This window comes from Lysobacter stagni, from assembly GCF_030053425.1.
In the GTDB taxonomy this organism is placed as follows: domain Bacteria; phylum Pseudomonadota; class Gammaproteobacteria; order Xanthomonadales; family Xanthomonadaceae; genus Lysobacter_J; species Lysobacter_J stagni.
The window spans coordinates 3,104,680-3,122,973 of record NZ_JASGBI010000001.1; the positions used below are offsets into that span (position 1 = coordinate 3,104,680).

Here is an 18,294-nt window from a genome sequence, read left to right on the forward strand (position 1 = left end):
TGCAGCAGACCTCCTTCCATTTCGTGACCCGTGGTCGGCGGGCGAACTGGTAGCGCTACCATGAACTTCCGCGAAACTAATCACGCTTTGCCAACCTTGTCACCATGCAGTGCAACAAATGTCTTCCGGCACCCCACGGCTCCCGGTGTCAGTTGGTTTCAGTCGAAACCGAATAACGATTACTTTCTTTTCGCCTGATAGCGTTACCACTCGTTCGTTGTTCCAACGTTGGTCATTCCGCAGGGCGGCCGGGGTGCCGTTCCACTTGCGCGGGATGCTGGCCGATGCCCAAGACGCATTGCATGGCGAAGGAGAACGCGAGTTGGAGAAGCCCGCGAAGGCAGTCCGCAGGAAAGGACGCGCCGTCACGATCGACGAAGTGGCCCTGCAGGCCGGCGTGTCCCCGATGACGGTTTCACGAGTGATCAATGGCCAGGGACAGGTGCGAGACAGCACACGCGAACGCGTGATGCGCACGGTGCACGAGCTGGGCTATCGGCCCAATCTCGCCGCCAGCACGCTGGCCGCGGCGCAGCACACCTGCATCGCGCTGATCTACACCAACCCCAGTTCGTCCTATCTGCGCGAACTGCTGGTCGGCGCGTTGAGCGGATCGGCACGCGCTGCCGCGCAGCTGGTCATCGCCAGTTGGGATGCGCTCGATGCCGACGCCCAGCGCAATGCCGCACGGCAACTGGCCGGCAACGTGGCCGGTGTCATCCTCCCTCCCCCGCTGTCGGAGTCCGAAGCGATCGTCTCGGAGTTCGTCAATGCGGGCATTCCCGTGGTGTCGATCGCATCGGGACGACTGGGCGACGACATCTCCTGCGTGCGCATCGACGACGTCCTGGCCAGCCGCGAGATCACCGAACACCTGATCCGTCACGGTCATCGCCGCATCGGCTACATCAAGGGCGACCCGCACCATACCGACAGCGAGCACCGCTTCACCGGTTTCAAGACCGCTTTGCGGGATGCAGGCATCGTGCTGGACGATGCGCTCGTCGCGCAGGGTTACTACACGTATCGCTCCGGCCTGGATGCGGCCGAACAACTGCTGTCGCTGGACGAACCGCCCACCGCGATCTTCGCCAGCAACGACGACATGGCAGCGGCGGTCGTGTCGGTCGCGCACCGGCGCGGCATCGATGTGCCGGGTGGGCTGTCGGTGGTGGGATTCGACGACACCTTCGCCGCCACCATGGTGTGGCCGGAACTCACCACCGTGCGTCAGCCCATCGCACAGATGGCCGACACCGCCATCGACATCCTGCTGCGCGCCCTGCGCCGCAGGGACGACAGTGCGCGCACCGTGATCAACCACGTGGTGCCACACCAGCTCATCGCGCGCGATTCGGTGGCGCCACTGGACGCGGCCACGTCTGCCCGGCCGCACCGCGACGCCGAGTCTCCCGAGGGCCCTCGCCCGCCGCACGGCTGACCGCCGTGCACGGCCCCGCGACGTGACCGGCCAAGGTTGCGTTTCGCGTATTTACGGATGCCGGCCCACCCACTCGATTGACTCCCCCGGATCAGATCACAGTGGACGTACCCCGCTATTTCGTCACCTATCGCCGCCCGGACAGCGGCGAAACCCGGACGTGTCCGTTCGGTCGCTTTCCCGATGCCACGTGCGCCGAACGCATCGCGCGCGCGCACTTCCGCGCTCACGGATTCGAAGTGGTTGCCATACGCGTCGAGACGCCGATCGAAGCGGCGCGCCACGCGATCTCGCGCTTCGTCACGCGCACGGCGCGGATCACGCTGGGCGTCGGCCTGACCCTGCTCGCGTATCACTACCTGTTCCGCACCGGCCCTCGCGTGGGCGACACACCGCTGGGCAAGGTCACCGTGAACATGGCCCTGACGTTCGGATTCCACGGACTGCTGATGGTCGCCGCACTGGTGTTCTGCTGGGACATCGCCTTCGGCGAAGGGCCGCACAACGGACGTTGAGCGCGCGGGCACCTGCAACGACTCAACGCCCCGGAACGGCCCGCCCCGCTTCAACGCGCACGCGACACGCCGGACTGCGCATGGCCCGTTCCGCCTTGTACGGCGTCGTGGCCGCGAACACCGCCGCACGACACGGCTCCCCTTCAGGCGGGCCATGCATGAGAGCCACCTCCAGCACGGTGACGGCGACCAGGCCCAGCAGGCTCAGCCATAGATACTTCGGATTGGGCAGGTGGTCGGACATCGCACACTCCGGTAAACCTTTACCGGACTATCGGTCGCGATGGCGGTTGACTTGATAGTGGGATGGCGGCGTCTTCGTGAATGCGGCACCCGCGTCGAGATGCGGAACAGCTTGATCGGCGGATCACCGAAGCCAGCCTTCGCATCTCACGCCCCCTAGACGGATGGAAACGAAGACTACGGCCTTCCCTTGTATGGAGGCGCGCAATGGCCAAGGCCGATCGGTCGCAACTGCCCATGCCAGACCCGCCGTTTGGCGGCAAGATCGGCCCGACCTACCAGGAGTCCACGCCGGAGTGGCCCGCATTGCCGGCCGCGCCCAAGGGCGCTCCGAATGTCGTCATCATCCTGCTCGATGATGTGGGTTTCGGGCAGGCCTCCACGTTTGGCGGACCGGTTCCGACGCCGGCGCTGGACAAGCTCGCCGACGCAGGCCTTCGCTACAACCGCTTCCACACCACTGCCATCTGCGGGCCGTCGCGCGCCGCGCTGATCACCGGGCGCAACCACCACAACTGCGGATCCGGCTTCCTGGCCGAGTGGGCCACGGGATTCCCTTCGTACAACTGCATGATCCCGCAGAGCACCGCGACGATGGGCCGCATCCTGAAGGACAACGGCTACAACACCTCATGGTTCGGCAAGAACCACAACACTCCGGACTGGGAATCCAGTGTCGTTGGCCCCTTCGATCGCTGGCCGACCGGCCTGGGCTTCGACTACTTCTACGGCTTCATCGGTGGCGAGACCCACCAGTACTACCCGGTGCTGTTCGAGAACACGCGGCCGGTCGAGCCGGAGACGTCGCCCGAAGACGGCTACCACTTCATGACCGACATGACCGACCGCGCGATCGGGTGGTTGCGTTACAGCAAGTCCGTCAACCCCGACAAGCCGGTGCTGCTCTACTTCGCACCCGGTGCTGCGCATGCGCCGCATCATTCGCCCAAGGACTGGCGCGACAGGTTCAAGGGACAGTTCGACCAGGGCTGGGACGCCGTGCGCGAGGAAACCTATCAGCGCCAGTTGAAGCTGGGCGTGATTCCGCCGGGCACGCAGAACACGCCGCGTCCGGAATGGGTGAAACCGTGGGACTCGCTCAGCGACGACGAGAAGCGACTGTACGCGCGCTTCATGGAAAACTTCGCCGGCTACCTGTCATTCGCAGATCACGAATGTGGTCGCCTGCTCGACGCTGTCGGTGAGTTGCCCGATGCCGACAACACCCTGGTGTTCTACATCGTCGGCGACAACGGCGCGAGCTCCGAAGGCGGATTCACGGGAACCGTCAACGAGGTGATGAACCTCAACGGCCTGCCCTCCAACCTCGAGGACAATCTCAAGGTCATCGACGAGATCGGCAGCCCGGATACCGAGCCGCACTACCCGCTCGGCTGGGCGTGGGCCGGCAACGCGCCGTTCCAGTGGGTGAAGCAGGTGGCCAGCCACCTGGGCGGCTCACGCAATCCGATGGTCGTGTCGTGGCCTGCGAAGATCAGGGATGTCGGCGGCGTGCGCAGCCAGTTCGCCCACCTCATCGACATCCTTCCCACGGTGCTGGACGTCGCCGGAATTCCCGCGCCTTCGACCGTCAACGGCATTGCACAGAAGCCCATGGACGGCGTGTCGATCGCATCGACCTTCGCCTCGGCCGATGCACGCCCGGTGCGCGAGCAGCAGTACTTCGAAGTATTCAGCAATCGCGCGATCTACGATCAGGGCTGGATCGCATGCGCCCAGCACACCTTTCCGTGGCGACAGGATTTCGCGCCGGGCAACTGGGACAAGGACCGCTGGGAGCTCTATCACCTCGACGAGGATTTCAGCGAGAACGACGACCTGGCACAGAAGCATCCCGACAAGCTCGAGACGCTGAAGAAGCTGTTCGACGAGGCCTGCCAGAAGTACAACGTGCTTCCACTCGACGATCGCGGCTCTGGCCGCCTGACCGAGCCCAAGCCGCCGCCGGGTGGTGCGGACCCGAAGCGCCGGCGCTTCACCTATTTCCCCGGCGCCGTGCGGCTGGCCGAAACGGCCGCGCCCAACACGAAGAACCGCTCGCACCGCATCGATGTCACCATCGAGAAGAAAGGCGACGGTGTGTTGCTCGCGGAGGGTGGCCAGTCGGCGGGATTCGTCCTGTACGTGAAGGGCGGAAAGCCGTACTACCACTACAACTTCTTCGAGATGGAACGTACATCCGTGGAGTCCAGCGTCGAGCTTCCGGACGGCCGTTGCACCGTCTCGTTCGAGTTCCGCTACGACGGTGGTGGCGCCGGCAAGGGTGGCGAGGCGGTACTCATCGTCGATGGCAACGAAGTCGGCAAGCAGCGCATTGAACGCACCGTCGCCGGCCGCTTCGGCATCGACACGTTCGGCGTCGGCTGCGACACCGGCTCACCCGTGTGCAAGGACTACAAGCCGCCCTTTGCGTTCGACGGCGTCATTGGCCAGGTCGACATCGTGCTCGGCGACCCCGGACTCAGCGAGGACGAAGAACGCGTGATGCAGGCCAGATTCCACGCGGGCATCAACTACTAGGACGCGCGGGCGGACACGCGAACGTCCGCTTTACCGATGGCGGACGATCGCTATCGGCGCGATAGCGTCATCCAAAGACGTCTCGCTCTAGCGGACTTCGCGCATACATCGTGCAACCCGGTGACACGAGTGACTCGCCCGACAGCAACCTTGCGGGCCCCTTCATGACGGGGTGTCCAGATCGCCCCATTCGCGTTGCCGGTTGACCTGGGTCAAAGGCGTCTGCCCGCCCAGGATGGATGCTTGAGCGTCCCGACCGTCAAGCTGGGGTGGAGTGGCAGTGAACGACAGCGCAGGTTCCAGGAACAGGACGATCGACGTCGACGCCGGGTTGGTGGCGGGCCATCTGGGCCTGGCGGTTGCCGAGTTCAAGCAACTGATGGAGCGCAGGCAGATCACGTTGCTGTGCGAACGAGGCGTCGCCGAGGACGTGGGCACGTATCGGGCCAGCTTCTATTACGCCAGGCGCAAGGTGCGACTGGTGCTGGATCATGCTGGGCGAGTGCTCTCCGTGACGACCTAGTTCCCGCAGGGTGTTCGAAGCGGCGCAAGCACAAGGCATGAGACGGCGTATGTGGATCGCCCGGGCTCATTGAAGCAAAGCCAGCAACGCACCGAGCGGATGATGCCGAACGCAAGCAGGCCAGCGCATAGCTCACCGCCTGTTGCCTGCGCCCTCGTCGCATCGTCAACACACCCAGCACCACGACAGCCTGCATGCCATTGCGTCGGGCGCGGCAGGCGGTCTCACCGCCTACCGCTCGGGTCATCAGCCGCGGTCGACTGGTTCACCCTCTCCGGACAGCGCCGTGTCGCGGTTCGGCGCGATCCACAGACGCAGGACGAACCAGGCCAATGCCAGGGCGCCGACGCTGAAGATCATGTCGCCGGGGACGCGCATCCACACCAGCATCGATACGATCGGCTTCTGCATGAACTCCGCGGAACGCGCGTAGGCGTAGCCGTGTTCGATTGCCGCGAGCAGTTGCATGGTGCCCAGCGGCAGCAGCGTCAGCAATGCCATCAGCGCCAACCCGATGTTGAGACACCAGAAAGCGGTCTTGAGCGCCCCGGTGTTCCAGCGCATCTGACCGCGCAGGCCACGCAGGCAGAACAGCACCAGGGCGATGCCCAGCATGCCGTAGACGCCGAACAGCGCGGTGTGGCCGTGCAGCGGGGTCAGGTTGAGCCCCTGCATGAAGTACAGCGAAAGTGGCGGATTGATCAGGAACCCGAACAGACCGGCACCCACCAGATTCCAGAACGACACCGCGATGAAGAACGCCACTGGCCAGCGGTAGCGCACCATCCATGGAGTGGACTGCCCCAGCTTGTAGGTGTGGTACGCCTCGAATCCAAGGTAGGCCAATGGCACCACCTCCAGCGCACTGAAACTGGCCCCCAGGGCCACCACCGCGGTTGGGGTCCCGACGAAGTACAGGTGATGCAGCGTGCCGAGCACGCCGCCGGCCATGAACACGATCGTCGCGAACAGCACCGCGACGGTCGCGGTCGAGGTTCGGATGAGGCCCAGACGGGTAAAGATCAGGGCCATCACGGCCGTCGCGAAGACCTCGAAGAAGCCTTCGACCCACAGGTGCACCAGCCACCAGCGCCAATACTCCACTTCGGAGATGTGGGTGTGCTCGCCCCACATCAGTGCCGAGGCGAAGAACAGGCCTATGGCCGCGGTGGACATGAACAGCAGACCGATGATGTGCCGCGCTTCGTTGGTCTTGTCGCGAAGCACCGGCCACAACGCCCTGCCGACCAGGCTGACCCATAGCAACAACCCGACGAACAGGTACCACTGCCAGAAGCGCCCCATGTCGGCGTACTCCCAGCCCTGATGGCCGAACCAGAAGTTGCGCTCGAGCCCAAGCTTCTGCATCACCGCCAGCCACTGACCGGCGAACGATCCGACGACGATTATCAGCAGCGAAACAAAGAGGAAGTTCACACCGAAACGCTGGTACTTCGGTTCGTGGCCGGACAAGGCCGGCGCGATGTAGAGTCCCGTGCCAAGCCACGCCACTGCGATCCACAGCACGGCCAGTTGCGTGTGCCAGGTCCGCGACAGCGAGTACGGCAGGATTTCTGACAGTGCGAAACCGTAGGCGTCCTGACCTTCCACCTGGTAATGCGCGGTGATGGCACCCAGCAGGATCTGCACCAGGAACAATGCCAGGACCACCCAGAAGTACTTGGCCACCGCCCGCATCGACGGAGTGACGCGCAACGTGGCGAACGGATCGGTCGCGGGAATGGTGTGCCCGGCCTCCTCCTTGTCATGGCTGACCGCGTGGTGCCAGCCGAGCAGCGCGATGCCAAGGATCAGGAACAGCACGCTGAAAGCGGACCACACCCACAGCGGTGCTGGTGGTGTATTGCCCACCAGAGGCTCGCTCGGCCAGTTGTTGGTGTAGGTGACCTGCCTGGAAACCACGCCGCGCTGATCCGGAACCATGGCATCGCCGGCTTCCTTGGGGCGCTCGGTCGTTGCCGCCCAGGCGGTCCACCAGAAGAACGCGGTGAGGGCCCGCCGATTCGCCGCATCGGGCACCGTGTCCTGTTTCATCGCGTATGCCTTGCGAAGTTCCAGCGTCGCCGGGTCGGAACCGAACAGGCTTTCGTAGTGCGCGGCGACGTTCGAGATCGCGACGACGCGATCCATCGTCAACGTGACCGTCTTCGTCGCAGGGTCGTAGGTGTTCTTCCGCAACTGCGCCTGCAGGCGCCCCTGCAATGCGGCCTGCTTTTCCGCAGGAAGTTCCCCATAAGTGGCCATGCCACCGTCAGCACGCGCCCACAGGTCCAGCATCGCGATCGCTTCGCGGTGCAGCCAGTCGGCGCTCCAGTCGGGCGCCACATAGCCTCCATGCCCCCAGATCGACCCCAGTTGCATGCCGCCGATGGACTGCCACACCTGGCGGCCTTTCTCGATGTCGGCGCGCGTGTAGACGACTTGACCGCTCTCCGCGACGACCTTCTCCGGGATGGGAGGCGCGGCCCGGAAGATCTCGCTACCGGCCCACAGCAGCACGGAGAACGAGGCGACAAGCAGGACCGCAAGGCCCAGCCACAGCTTTCGAGCACTGCTCATGCAAGCCTCCTGTAGAGGACGTCCTGGATCCACGTGCCAAGAACTGCTCGCTGCGCTGGACCAATTGGCCAAGCGTGTCCATTTGCCAGCTTACGACCTGAATGTGAGGATGCCGTGGACAACCAAAGTCCGCACCGCGAAAACGACGTCGGCTTGAATGAATCGTTCGGCCTAACGCCGACCAGAAAACTCGAACTCCTGAACTCGCATCCAGCCATCTCCGGGCTTGAGGAAGGCGACAAGAATTGCCTCCATATCGTCCACGGTTTCTGGCGCCTGCTTTGTAACTGCCTCGGCCATCTCGCTGCGATTCCGGTATACGGCCGCAAGCCCATGGCGTGGATCCAGACTGCCTCCTACCTCCATCGAGGTGCCAGGCGATAGAACCACCACAACCTGGTGAAAGCCGCTATCCCAATCGACGCTTCTGAGCGCTGAGCGCACGGAGTCCTCGGTGATGATCGGCGAGTAGACGGTTGGATCGTCTCCGAAGTTGGGGATGACATGAATCCCTACTTTTGACTCAACGGGATCTGTCTCCCAAGCATGCTTTTGGGCTGCAGCGCATGCTGGAAGAAGCAGGATTAGAACGCTGAGCAGCAGACGGTTCATAAGCGAGCCATGGTTAAAAGCAATGAGGCTGCGCGAAAACAGGCATCAGCATCAGCACCGGCCGGGATTCGCACGCTCATTCGCGACGACTACGCGCCCGCGCCGTGCCACGCCTTGAGGAGCTCCGCTTCCTGTTCGCGGGTGAGGCCGGCGCGCAGCTTGGCCTGACGCTCGGCCGGCTGGCTGCGGAACCAGGCGAGCAGGTCGGTCACTGTAGTTTCGAGCGGTCGATAGGTGAGTCCGGCCTGGATCGCGCGCACGTTGCTGACCGCGCCGTAGCCTGCGTAGGGGCCGCTCTTCCTCGACACCCAGATGGGCAGCTCGGGGACCTTCTGCGCTTCGAGGAACTCCGGCGTGACGCGCGTGTAGGTCGGCTTCGCGCCCGTGACCTTCTGGCAGGCGTGCAGCATCGCATCCATGGTCAGCGGTTTTTCCGGGCCGACGGCATTGAATGCACCTAAGGTGCCCGCCTCCGCCAGCCGGATCATCCATTCACCCAGGTCGCGGCCGTCGATGATCTGCACCGGATCCAGACCATCGCCGGGCACCAGCATTTCGCCGCCCTGCGCAACGCGGTGCGGCCAGTAGGTGAAACGGTCGGTCTCGTCGCGAGGGCCCACGATGTAACCCGGGCGCACGATCGTGACGCGCTCGCCGAACTGCTTGCGCGCTTCGGCCTCGCTCAGCGCCTTGAGCGGGCCGTACAGGTTCTCGATGTCGGCGCGCAGCGTCTCCTGCGTTTCGGCCATCGCGTCCTTGCCCTTGTAGACGGCGAGTGCATCGTCCTCCGCGATGCCAGGCCTGCTGCCATCGGCATACACCGAGATGGTGGAGATGAAGAGGTAATGCCCGACGTTGCCGGCCAGCACCTTGCCGGCGTCGCGCACCCAGAACGGCAGGCTGGTGGGGTTGTCGATGCACACATCCCACTTGCGCCCTTCCAGCGCTTTGAGATCGCCCGTGTTGCGATCGCCGAGCAGCTGCTCCACCTCGCCCGGCCACTCCGGCGACGGCCGCTTGCCACGATTGAACAGCGTCACCTTGTGCCCGCGCGCCAACGCGTACTTCACCTGGAACGGCCCCGTGAACCCGGTGCCGCCCAGAATGAGGATGTTCAACGGCTTGGCCGCCCGCCCCTTAGGTTTATCGCCACGCGCGAAGGCGAACGATGGCAGCGCAGCCGCGGCGGCGGCAAGCGCACTGAACTTGAGCAGGTCACGGCGGGTGGTCATCGAATGGCTCCTGTCTGAGCGGGCGCACCGTCAGACGCCACCCCTCGGCTGGCCCCCTCCGGCTGCAAACGGGCCAACTCTAATCCGCCCTGCCTGGGCACGCCAATGCGCCATCGAACATCGACAGCGACGAAATGATCCCATGCCGGCAACAAACCACAGCAAAGTGGAAATGCGCCGTCGGCTCCTTCAGCGTTTCCTTCGCCGCGCATGGTGGGTCCTGGCCTGCCACCACGTCCGCTCCGGATCGGAAGCGCACATCAACACTGCTGGACGCTGCACTCGCCCCCGACGACGATCCACCCTTTATCGGACCATGCGACAGTGCCACTTACGCGTCTTGATGGCCTGTTGCTCGGATCATCTCCCTGCGGGATACGCCCGACAAAATGAACACCCTGCCTTGTGTTGTAGATGGAGTCGATCAGCTGCGGAAACCGCATGGAAGTGAGCTCGGGAAGCGAGTACCCGGGATGGACGAAGAGCTCGCCCGATGCACCCTCACGCACCGCAACAAGTACCGACTTCCAGCTTCCGCTCCCGCCAGAACAGCCGTCATCGAGTGAGATCAACGCCACGTACCGAATCTCTGGCATCCCTTCCCAGCGCACGACGTTCCTGGGTTCGAACCCGACCTGGCAGCCGATCGAGTTTGCATACGATCGCACCACCTCGGGCAGGCGTGCGAGCTCCCTGGCTCGCGTCTCGTCCCACACGCGTATGTCTTCAGCCGTTTGCGACCATCCTGGCGATGGAATGCCCAGGAGTAGAAATGCAAGTACCGCAACGTCCCTGAGTTGCATCGCCAGCCCCGGGTTGTCATTCCAAAGTCAATCGAACGAGTACAAGTACAGATGCACATTGAGCCCGTGCCGTGTGGTGGGTGGCACATTCCGGCCCAATATCCGCTATCGGACAGAAGCGGACATGCACGAACGCATGGATCAAGCCGATCCGCGAAGCGGCTTCTGCTCCAATGAGCCGTCAGCGGACTGCCGTGACCGAGTAGTCAGCGGCATTGAGGCCAGACTCGTTGAAGCGGATGTCGACTGGATGTCGCTTCGAGCCGCAGGTGACTACCCAGCGCTCACGCCACACACGCGAGCCAGGCTCCCCTTGGGGCATCGCTACGACATATGGCTGGACGGAATCGATGTGCGTGCAGCCCAGCGTCGAGACCTGTTGCCTGACCCCCGTCATCGTGTCCTGCCTGAGCTTCTCGTTAGTCATCGTGCCCTCGACTGCAGCGCCTTCTTTGCCTGGTGAATCCGCATGAACGGAGAGCGCGGAAAGCAGCAGCGCTGTTGCGAGTAAAGGTTGACGCATGGTGATCCCTCCCCAGACCACATTGTCGAACCGGATGTCCGTTTTGGGTCGAAACCGGACAATACCACCGCTGGCCAGCGCCGCTGTCGGGACGGAACCAGAGATCCGAAGAAGCGGACGTTCGCGAACTCTCAGACCCGCCTCAGCCCCGCACCAACTCGCCCCTTGTAACTGACCTCCTGGCCACGCACAGCGCTGGGCGGCATGCCCATGATGCGTTTGAAGGCGCGACTGAAGGAGGCTTCCGAATCGTAACCCAGGCGTTCGGCGGCGATGGTCACGCGCATGCCTTCCTGCTGGATCCAGCGACGCGCCTGGAACATCTTCACCTTTGCGACATAGCGCGCCGGGCTTTCGCCGACGGTGCGCGTGAACGCTTCGGCGAAGCGCGAGCGCGATGCGCCCATGAGCTTTGCCAGTGCGGGCACGTCCCAGTTGCGCTCGGGTTCGGCGTGGATGGCCGCGATGACCCTGCCGACCTTCGGGCACTGCACCGCCGCGATCCAACCGGTGGAATCGCTGCAACCGCATTCCACCCACGCGCGGATGATGCTGGCGGCCAGCACGTCGGCCAGGCGCGCGAGGATGCCGCATGCACCGATGCGGTCCAGCGATACTTCACGCTCCATCGCTTCGAGCAAGGCGAGCACCGCCGGATCGCGCTTGACCAGATCGCCCGCATGCATGAGGTCCGGCATCATCGCCAGCAGCGGATGCAGCGGGTCCAGGTTGAAGCGCATCGCGCCGCAGAACATCACGCTTGATTCGGCCTGCGTTGCCTGCGTTCCATCTGGCGTTGTAGAACGCACGAGATACAGGTTCTCCGATACGGCTTCGCGCGAAAGCTGGTCGATGTCGACCGCCGGCACATCCGGCGAGCTCGCCATGATGTGGAAGCTTCCGCGCGGCAGCAGTACGGCGTCGCCGGGATGCAGTTGCTTCCACTCGGTGGACGGCGTCCACAGCCATGCGCCTCCGCGCGCGACGAAGTGGAAGCGCGCATCGCGCCGCGCGGGGAACGCGATCGCCCACGGTTCACTCATCACACAGCGACCGTATTCCACGCCGTCCAGACGCAGGCCCAGCAGCACGCGGGTCAGCAGGTCGCTCGCTTCGGGGGGCGGCACGGACGAGAGGAAGCGGGAGGAATGATCATGCATTGCGGCCGATCCGACATGGAAACGCCTGCATCGTACGCCTAACCTGCGCTGCCCCAACCCATTGGCAGCCCTTCGTGTCCTCAACCGAGTGTTCTGTCCGCGACTACGATGCCGCGCCATCGGCAGCGTCCGCACCCGCGCATTGGCCCGCGATCGTCTCCCTCACGCTCGGCGTGTTCGGCCTGGTCACCGCCGAATTCCTGCCCGCGAGCCTGCTCACCGCGATGGCGGCCGACCTTCGCATCAGCGAAGGCGCGGCGGGCCAGACCGTCACCGCGACGGCGCTGGTCGGCGCGATCGCGGCGCCGTCGATCCCGGTGCTCACGCGCCGCCTGGATCGTCGCCACGTGATGATCGCGCTCACCTTCGCGCTGCTGGCGTCCAATGCGATTGCCGTGTTCGCGTCGAACCTGACGACGCTGCTCGTCGCCCGTCTGCTGCTGGGCGTCGCGCTGGGCGGGTTCTGGTCGATGGCTGCGCCGCTCGCGCTGCGCCTGGTACCGGATGACCTGTTCCCACGCGCGATGTCGCTGATCCTCACCGGCGTCTCCGTCGCCACCGTATGTGCGGCGCCCATCGGCGCATGGATGGGCGATACGTGGGGGTGGCGCAGCGCGTTCGTTGCGGCCGGGGCGGTGGGCGTGGTCACGCTCGTCGCGCAACTGGCCACTCTGCCGGCCTTGCCGCCGAAAGCGCAGCCGGATCTGCGCGTGCTGGGCCAGCTGTTGGCACGGGGCCCGGTGCGTGCCGCGCTCGTTGTCGTGTTGCTGGTGATCTCGGGTCACTTCGCCGGCTTCACCTACATCCGCCCCCTGATGGAGAACGTGACCCACCTTTCGATCGGGGCGATCTCCGCCGTGCTGCTGGGCTACGGCATCGGCGGATTCTTCGGCAATCTTGCCGGCGGTTACGTCGCCGGCCGCAGCGAGCGCAATGCCATCGTGCTGGGCAGCGTGATCATCGCCACGCTTGCCGGCGCATTGCTGCTGGCGGGGCAATCGGCCGGTGTCGCATCGTTGGCCATCGTGCTGTGGGGCTTCGCGTTCGGCGCGTTTCCGGTCGGGTTCCAGATCTGGATCGTGCGTGCCGCGCCAGACCAGGCCGAGGGCGCGAGCGGCCTGCTCGTCGCGGCCTTCCAGACCGCCATCGCCACCGGCGCCATCGGCGGCGGCGTGCTGGTCGATCACATCGGCGCACTCGGCGGGCCGCTGTTTGCCGTGGTTGCCATGACGCTCGGCGCCTTGCTGACGCTGCGTTACGGTCCGCGGGGTTCCACTTCGATCACCGCCTCCACGCCTGCCAACTGAGATCCGAACCATGAGCGAACCACGCCTCAATCGCCGCATCACGCTGACCGCGCGTCCGCAGGGACTTCCGAGGACGAGCGACTTCCAACTGGAGACGCAAGCCGCGCCCGAACCTGCCGAAGGCGAGGTGCTTCTGCGCACGCGCTTCCTTTCGCTCGATCCCTACATGCGCGGAATGATGGACGAAGCCGGTCCCGGCTACGCGCCGGGCGTGCGTCTTGGCCAGACGATGGTCGGCGGCACCATCAGCGAAGTCGTCGAATCACGCAACCCACGCTTCAAGGTCGGCGACACGGTCCTGTCGAACGTGGGCTGGCAGGACTACGCGGTCTCGGACGGCGCCGGCCTCACGCCATTGGGCGATTTGCCCCAGCCGTCGCTCGCGCTCGGTGGCCTGGGCATGCCGGGCTTCACCGCGTACGTCGGTTTGCTCGACATCGGTGAACCGAAAGCGGGCGAAACCGTGGTTGTCGCCGCTGCGACGGGCGCGGTGGGTTCGGTGGTCGGACAACTGGCGAAGCTCAAGGGCGCGCGCGTCGTCGGCATCGCCGGTGGCGTGGACAAGTGCCGGCATGCCGTGGAGGTGCTGGGCTTCGACGAATGCATCGACCATCGCGAGCCCGACCTGAAGCAGCGTCTTGCCGTGGCCTGTCCCGACGGTATCGATGTGTACTTCGAGAACGTCGGCGGGGATGTGCTGGACGCCGTGTTGCCGCTGCTGAACCTGCACTCGCGGGTTCCGGTGTGCGGTTTCATCGCGCATTACAACGAGAAGGGAGGTGCACACGGCACCGACAAGCGCACGCAACTGCTCGCAACGATACTGGCCAGGCGCGTGCGCATGCAGGGTTTCATCATCCTCGATCACTACACCGACCGCTTCGCCGCCTTCCGTCGCGACATGTCGCAGTGGATCGCGCAGGGGCGCATCAGGCTTCAGGAAGACATCGTCGACGGCCTGGAACAGGCGCCCGCCGCGCTGATCGGTCTGCTGCAGGGCCGCAACTTCGGCAAGGTGGTGGTGCGGGTGACGGACGAATAGGAGGCGCGATCCGATGCAAGCCTCGGGGCTTGCCCCAGATTGAACCGGCCCTGGCAGCGAATCGGCAGGCTCAGCGGTTGTCGTGCGGATGGGTGAAGCCATCCAGCGCCCAGCGCAATGCGATCAGGAAACCGCCTGGAAGCACCAGCCCAAGCCAGGCAAAGACGCCCAGCGCCATGCCGAGCTCTCCATGGTGGGCATTCGCGGCAATCAGTACCGCCGTCTTCCCGCCGAACGCGAGGAGCCATGCCGCCCAGGCGACGAGATAAAGCCGCGTGATGCCTCTCTTCCAGTTCATCGGTTTCGTTCCTTCGTTCGGTCAGCCACTGAAACCCGTGGTCGGGTGGACAATGTTGCGATGGTCAGGCGTGCGTGCCCCGATGGAGCGAGCCATGCTCGCAGCACCGGTCGAATCACTGCTTGGGCACGTCGATGTCGTAGTCGATGCGCAGCGCCTTGCCATCGGGCCCGCTGGTTGCGCTGGACACGAAACGGGCGTGGGGGCCCACCTTCACGCGCAGGTATTCGCGCGTGGAAATGAGGCTCTCACCGCATTCCTTCGGCGTGCTGGTGATGTCGATGGCGTCGGACGTCTCGGCGCTGTAGCAGACACCGACGCCGCGGCGGCCGGTCGACCAGCGCCCGGCGGGCACGTCCAGTTGGCGTCGGACGGTTTCCTTCGGGCGCGTGTCCGGCATCCACGAGAGCGAAGGCGGCAACGCGCCGCGCTTGACCGACACCGCCAGCGTAAGCGCTCCCTCATCGCCATCGAAGGCTTCGGAGCGATGGAGCATCGCCTCGGCGCCGTATTCCTCCGCGACGAACTGCGCGACCGGAACGAAGTCGCCATCGCAGCGCAGCGGCTCGCCGGGCTCCGGCTTGAAGCCCTTCGGCAACGGGACCAGGCGGCGGCAGACCATCGGCTGGCCATCGTCGCCGCGCTTCCACCGCCATTTGCCCAGCTGCACCGTCACATTCGTCAGCCCGGCCTCCGCCGAGGTCATCGTGCCGACCGGCACCGGCGGCGGGAGGTCCTTGTCGACGACGAAGGCATAGCGCCCCATCCACGCGTGTTCGGGTTGCTGCAGTTGCTCGCGCATCTGCGGCTCATGGTTCAGCACGGTCAGCATGCGGCCCAGCACGCGCATCTGGGTTTCCTGGTCCAACGACACGCCACCCTGGCCGCCGACATACAGGTCACCGACGTAGTTGAGCTTGCCGGCTTCGACATTGAAATGCGGCGCCTTCTCCGGCGGCACCGGGAGGCTGTCGGAGACCCCGTAGAGTTGCCCGACGTAGTAGCGCCCGGCCTTCAGGCGGAGCGTCCAGATGCCCTCGCGGCAACCGATGCTGCCCGCGGCCTTGAACGACGCAAAGAAGCCGCCGCTGCTGGAAGTACCTTCCTCGAATACCTGTACACCGGCGACCGGGCCACCGCTGCAGGCGATGGTCGTGAGCAGGATGCCCTCGTCCGGTTTGAGCGCGTCGTTCTTGTCGAACGTTCCACTCCAGGCCGGCTGCGCCACGCACGCCGCCAGCACCGCAATCCACGCGATCCGCTTCATCCCTGTTCCCCGATTTTCCCCGCGCCGAGTCTGCCGGGCGGGCCATGGGAGTTCAAGCCGGGAGGGATGGCTTTGGACGCTGGACCATCGCTCAGCCCTTTCCAGCCGTCTGGACGCGGGGGAAGTTGCGCAGCACGAAGAACACGTACACAAGCCAGAGCGCGAACCAGACCAATGCCACGACAAGCAGCTTGACCGCGAACAGGATCAGGCTTGGCGCGAGGAACAGCAGGACGCAGCCGAGCAGCCACAGGCGATCGCCTCGACGCGAGTACCGGGCGCGTTCGATATCGTCGAGCCGTCCGCCGACTGACGCCCCGTAGTAGTAGAACGACGAGAACGCGAACGAGAACGTCGCCACGCCCATCACGATCAGCGTGGCCTGGTAGGAGAACCCGTCCACCTGGCCGGCGGCGTACTTCGGATACAGGAAGAACAGCAGGAACGTGAAGATCGCGATGCTCGACGCCGCGAGCTGGTATGACCGGTTGACATTGGCTGCAGCCACGTCTTCAGCCATGGGATCTCTCCTCGCTTCACAGGGTCCGTTTGCTCATGGGGTCACGAGACCTGGAAGATACTCCTTCCGGTGAAATTCGCCGGCTCGTGCAGCGGCGCTTGTTCGCGTCGGGGTGGGTCATTCCCGGCCGAGTCGACACGCTTCGCTGTGGAAGATGATCGACCCTGCGCGAGTGTTCGCGCGGTCGAAAGCAGGCATTTGTGCTGCTGCCCGCCGCTTCTGCCCCAATGCCCGCTAACGGCCAGAAGCGACACAGGCCAACGCCAGAATTAAGCTGGGCCGCGAAGCTCCGGCTTGAATGAACTGTCAGACCCGCTCACTGAGCAAACTCGACGGAGCAATGCCGAGGAGACGGATGTCTGAGTTAAGGACGCATGCTCCGGGACCACGAGCTGCCAGGATCAGGCGTAGCGCCTGACCGGATCCCCACCGCATGGAAGCCACGGCGTTGTGCTGCACACTGGTAGAAGAGGCCGGGCCACGAGCAGCGTTGGCCGCTGCAAGGTCCCGCAAAGGCACAGCCAACACGCCCTTCACTGGGCGGACCGAGCGTGTCCTTCATCGTTGTGTTGTGCAGTAGCGCCGCGACTTTGCACGAACTCCGGAAAGGTCTCCGCTAGCGGCGCCGTGTCCGGCAAGATGTAGAACACCCCGCCTTTCTCGAACGTCGGACGGATGATCTGCTCGTAGAATTCGGGCGAGACGTTGATGCAGCCATGCGTGACGCGGTTGTCGTCCGGCGAAGGCGACGCGAGGCGTTCGGGGCGTTTCTCGGCCGGGACGCCAGTAGCCGTCGGGTGCATGGAGACGGCGGAATCGTAGTCGACCCACAGGACGCGCCCAGCGTCGGTGGATGGGCCGAAACCGCCCACAAAGCGACCCGCGGGCGTGGTGCGATCCCGGCCCGGAATTTCGCGAAGCGCGAGACCGGCGACGCCGGGAGCTGAATGATCGCCGATCGCCGAGCCAAAGAGCCCAGGTGCCGCGCCGCGAAGCCGGCCGTCGCCCCCGAACACCAGGATCTGTGCGGCGGCCTTGTCTATGACCGCGAACGGATAGCCTTGGCTGTCCTTGGTTGCGGTAACCCAGCCCGCGAGCTCAATCACCGTGTCGGACACTTCCTGGCCTGGCGGAAGCTGGTCGACCGCGGTCACCGGTTGCGCGGCGGGCTCCTCGGCCCTGGCCACGCCAAAGCTCGCGAAAGCCAGCGCCAACACCAGCGCGCCATAAGCGGCACGGATTGCAGGATGCATGTACGTATTGATAAGACTGTTCCTTGGGACGAAGACTGAGTAAAGAAAAGAGACCGGTGGCCAGTTAAGACCACCGGGTCTCGAGTTCAAACCCTTCGTCACCTATTACGATTACGCAAGAGCGACTAACCGCGCGGCTTGCGACTCGGCGCCGCTTCGAGCTGCTGGACGCGGCCTTCCAATGCATCAAGTCGTGAGTTGGCCTGCTGCGCGCCCTGATTGGCGGATTCGGCGCTCTGGGCTGCGCTCTGGACCTTCGCGTCGAGTGAATCGAGACGCGAGTTGATCGTTGCAAACTCCTCTTTATAGGTGGCGCAACCGCCAAGACCCACGGCGGCGACGATCGCCACGCCAAGCGCCATCGCCAGATTTTTATTGTTCAGTAACATTCCAATCCTCCTTTCGTCTGGGATCTCGGACATATAGCAGCCCTT

The 18,294-nt window shown here is 64.7% G+C and carries 17 protein-coding genes; 6 read left to right on the plus strand and 11 right to left on the minus strand.

The features are described 5' to 3' along the window. Positions 1-322 precede the first annotated feature (322 nt). Both QLQ15_RS14345 and QLQ15_RS14350 read left to right on the plus strand, forming a co-directional pair. Entirely contained in the window at positions 323-1,441 is a 1,119-nt protein-coding gene (locus tag QLQ15_RS14345) for a LacI family DNA-binding transcriptional regulator (protein ID WP_283213445.1), read from the plus strand. Positions 1,442-1,542: 101 nt separating this feature from the next. Beyond that, positions 1,543-1,956 (plus strand): hypothetical protein, encoded by a 414-nt coding sequence (locus QLQ15_RS14350; RefSeq protein ID WP_283213446.1) that lies wholly within the window; start codon positions 1,543-1,545, stop codon positions 1,954-1,956. A gap of 22 nt (positions 1,957-1,978) precedes the next feature. Here the strand turns inward: QLQ15_RS14350 and QLQ15_RS14355 are convergent, their stop codons facing one another. Next, a complete protein-coding gene (locus QLQ15_RS14355; protein WP_283213447.1) occupies positions 1,979-2,200 on the minus strand; it encodes a hypothetical protein in 222 nt (73 codons plus the stop codon). A gap of 206 nt (positions 2,201-2,406) precedes the next feature. Here QLQ15_RS14355 and QLQ15_RS14360 point away from each other — a divergent pair, with 206 nt between their 5' ends. Both QLQ15_RS14360 and QLQ15_RS14365 read left to right on the plus strand, forming a co-directional pair. Continuing rightward, positions 2,407-4,740 carry an arylsulfatase gene (locus QLQ15_RS14360; protein WP_283213448.1) on the plus strand — a complete coding sequence of 778 codons (2,334 nt, stop codon included), beginning with the start codon at positions 2,407-2,409 and terminating at the stop codon, positions 4,738-4,740. A gap of 280 nt (positions 4,741-5,020) precedes the next feature. After that, entirely contained in the window at positions 5,021-5,263 is a 243-nt protein-coding gene (locus tag QLQ15_RS14365) for a DUF6522 family protein (protein ID WP_283213449.1), read from the plus strand. A 246-nt stretch (positions 5,264-5,509) separates the two neighbouring features. Here the strand turns inward: QLQ15_RS14365 and QLQ15_RS14370 are convergent, their stop codons facing one another. The 5 genes from QLQ15_RS14370 to QLQ15_RS14390 all read right to left on the minus strand — a co-directional run bounded on the left by QLQ15_RS14370 (position 5,510) and on the right by QLQ15_RS14390 (position 12,173). Further along, complete coding sequence (locus QLQ15_RS14370) at positions 5,510-7,843, minus strand: nitric-oxide reductase large subunit (protein ID WP_283213450.1); 2,334 nt, start codon at positions 7,841-7,843, stop codon at positions 5,510-5,512. Positions 7,844-8,014: 171 nt separating this feature from the next. After that, positions 8,015-8,455, minus strand: coding sequence for a hypothetical protein (locus QLQ15_RS14375; RefSeq protein ID WP_283213451.1), 441 nt, complete (start codon positions 8,453-8,455; stop codon positions 8,015-8,017). Positions 8,456-8,544: 89 nt separating this feature from the next. Continuing rightward, complete coding sequence (locus tag QLQ15_RS14380; RefSeq protein ID WP_283213452.1) at positions 8,545-9,687, minus strand: SDR family oxidoreductase; 1,143 nt, start codon at positions 9,685-9,687, stop codon at positions 8,545-8,547. A 984-nt stretch (positions 9,688-10,671) separates the two neighbouring features. Further along, positions 10,672-11,013, minus strand: a complete 342-nt coding sequence (locus tag QLQ15_RS14385; RefSeq protein WP_283213453.1) for a hypothetical protein — start codon at positions 11,011-11,013, stop codon at positions 10,672-10,674. A 131-nt stretch (positions 11,014-11,144) separates the two neighbouring features. Then, positions 11,145-12,173, minus strand: a complete 1,029-nt coding sequence (locus tag QLQ15_RS14390) for an AraC family transcriptional regulator (RefSeq protein ID WP_283213454.1) — start codon at positions 12,171-12,173, stop codon at positions 11,145-11,147. A 74-nt stretch (positions 12,174-12,247) separates the two neighbouring features. On the opposite strand from QLQ15_RS14390, the gene QLQ15_RS14395 reads away from it, so the two are divergent. Both QLQ15_RS14395 and QLQ15_RS14400 read left to right on the plus strand, forming a co-directional pair. Continuing rightward, positions 12,248-13,480 (plus strand): MFS transporter, encoded by a 1,233-nt coding sequence (locus QLQ15_RS14395; RefSeq protein ID WP_283213455.1) that lies wholly within the window; start codon positions 12,248-12,250, stop codon positions 13,478-13,480. A 10-nt stretch (positions 13,481-13,490) separates the two neighbouring features. Continuing rightward, positions 13,491-14,522, plus strand: a complete 1,032-nt coding sequence (locus QLQ15_RS14400; protein WP_283213456.1) for an NADP-dependent oxidoreductase — start codon at positions 13,491-13,493, stop codon at positions 14,520-14,522. Between the two features lie 70 nt (positions 14,523-14,592). Here QLQ15_RS14400 and QLQ15_RS14405 read toward each other — a convergent pair whose 3' ends face one another. The 5 genes from QLQ15_RS14405 to QLQ15_RS14425 all read right to left on the minus strand — a co-directional run bounded on the left by QLQ15_RS14405 (position 14,593) and on the right by QLQ15_RS14425 (position 18,249). Then, positions 14,593-14,820, minus strand: a complete 228-nt coding sequence (locus tag QLQ15_RS14405) for a hypothetical protein (RefSeq protein ID WP_283213457.1) — start codon at positions 14,818-14,820, stop codon at positions 14,593-14,595. Between the two features lie 115 nt (positions 14,821-14,935). Further along, positions 14,936-16,087: a hypothetical protein gene (locus QLQ15_RS14410; protein WP_283213458.1), complete on the minus strand. Its 1,152-nt coding sequence runs from the start codon at positions 16,085-16,087 to the stop codon at positions 14,936-14,938. Between the two features lie 91 nt (positions 16,088-16,178). Next, the gene (locus QLQ15_RS14415; protein WP_283213459.1) at positions 16,179-16,607 is read right to left on the minus strand and encodes a hypothetical protein; all 429 of its coding nucleotides are present in this window, start codon (positions 16,605-16,607) and stop codon (positions 16,179-16,181) included. A gap of 533 nt (positions 16,608-17,140) precedes the next feature. Further along, positions 17,141-17,821, minus strand: coding sequence for a hypothetical protein (locus QLQ15_RS14420; protein WP_283214028.1), 681 nt, complete (start codon positions 17,819-17,821; stop codon positions 17,141-17,143). Between the two features lie 164 nt (positions 17,822-17,985). Continuing rightward, entirely contained in the window at positions 17,986-18,249 is a 264-nt protein-coding gene (locus tag QLQ15_RS14425; protein WP_283213460.1) for a hypothetical protein, read from the minus strand. Between the last annotated feature and the right edge of the window lie 45 nt (positions 18,250-18,294).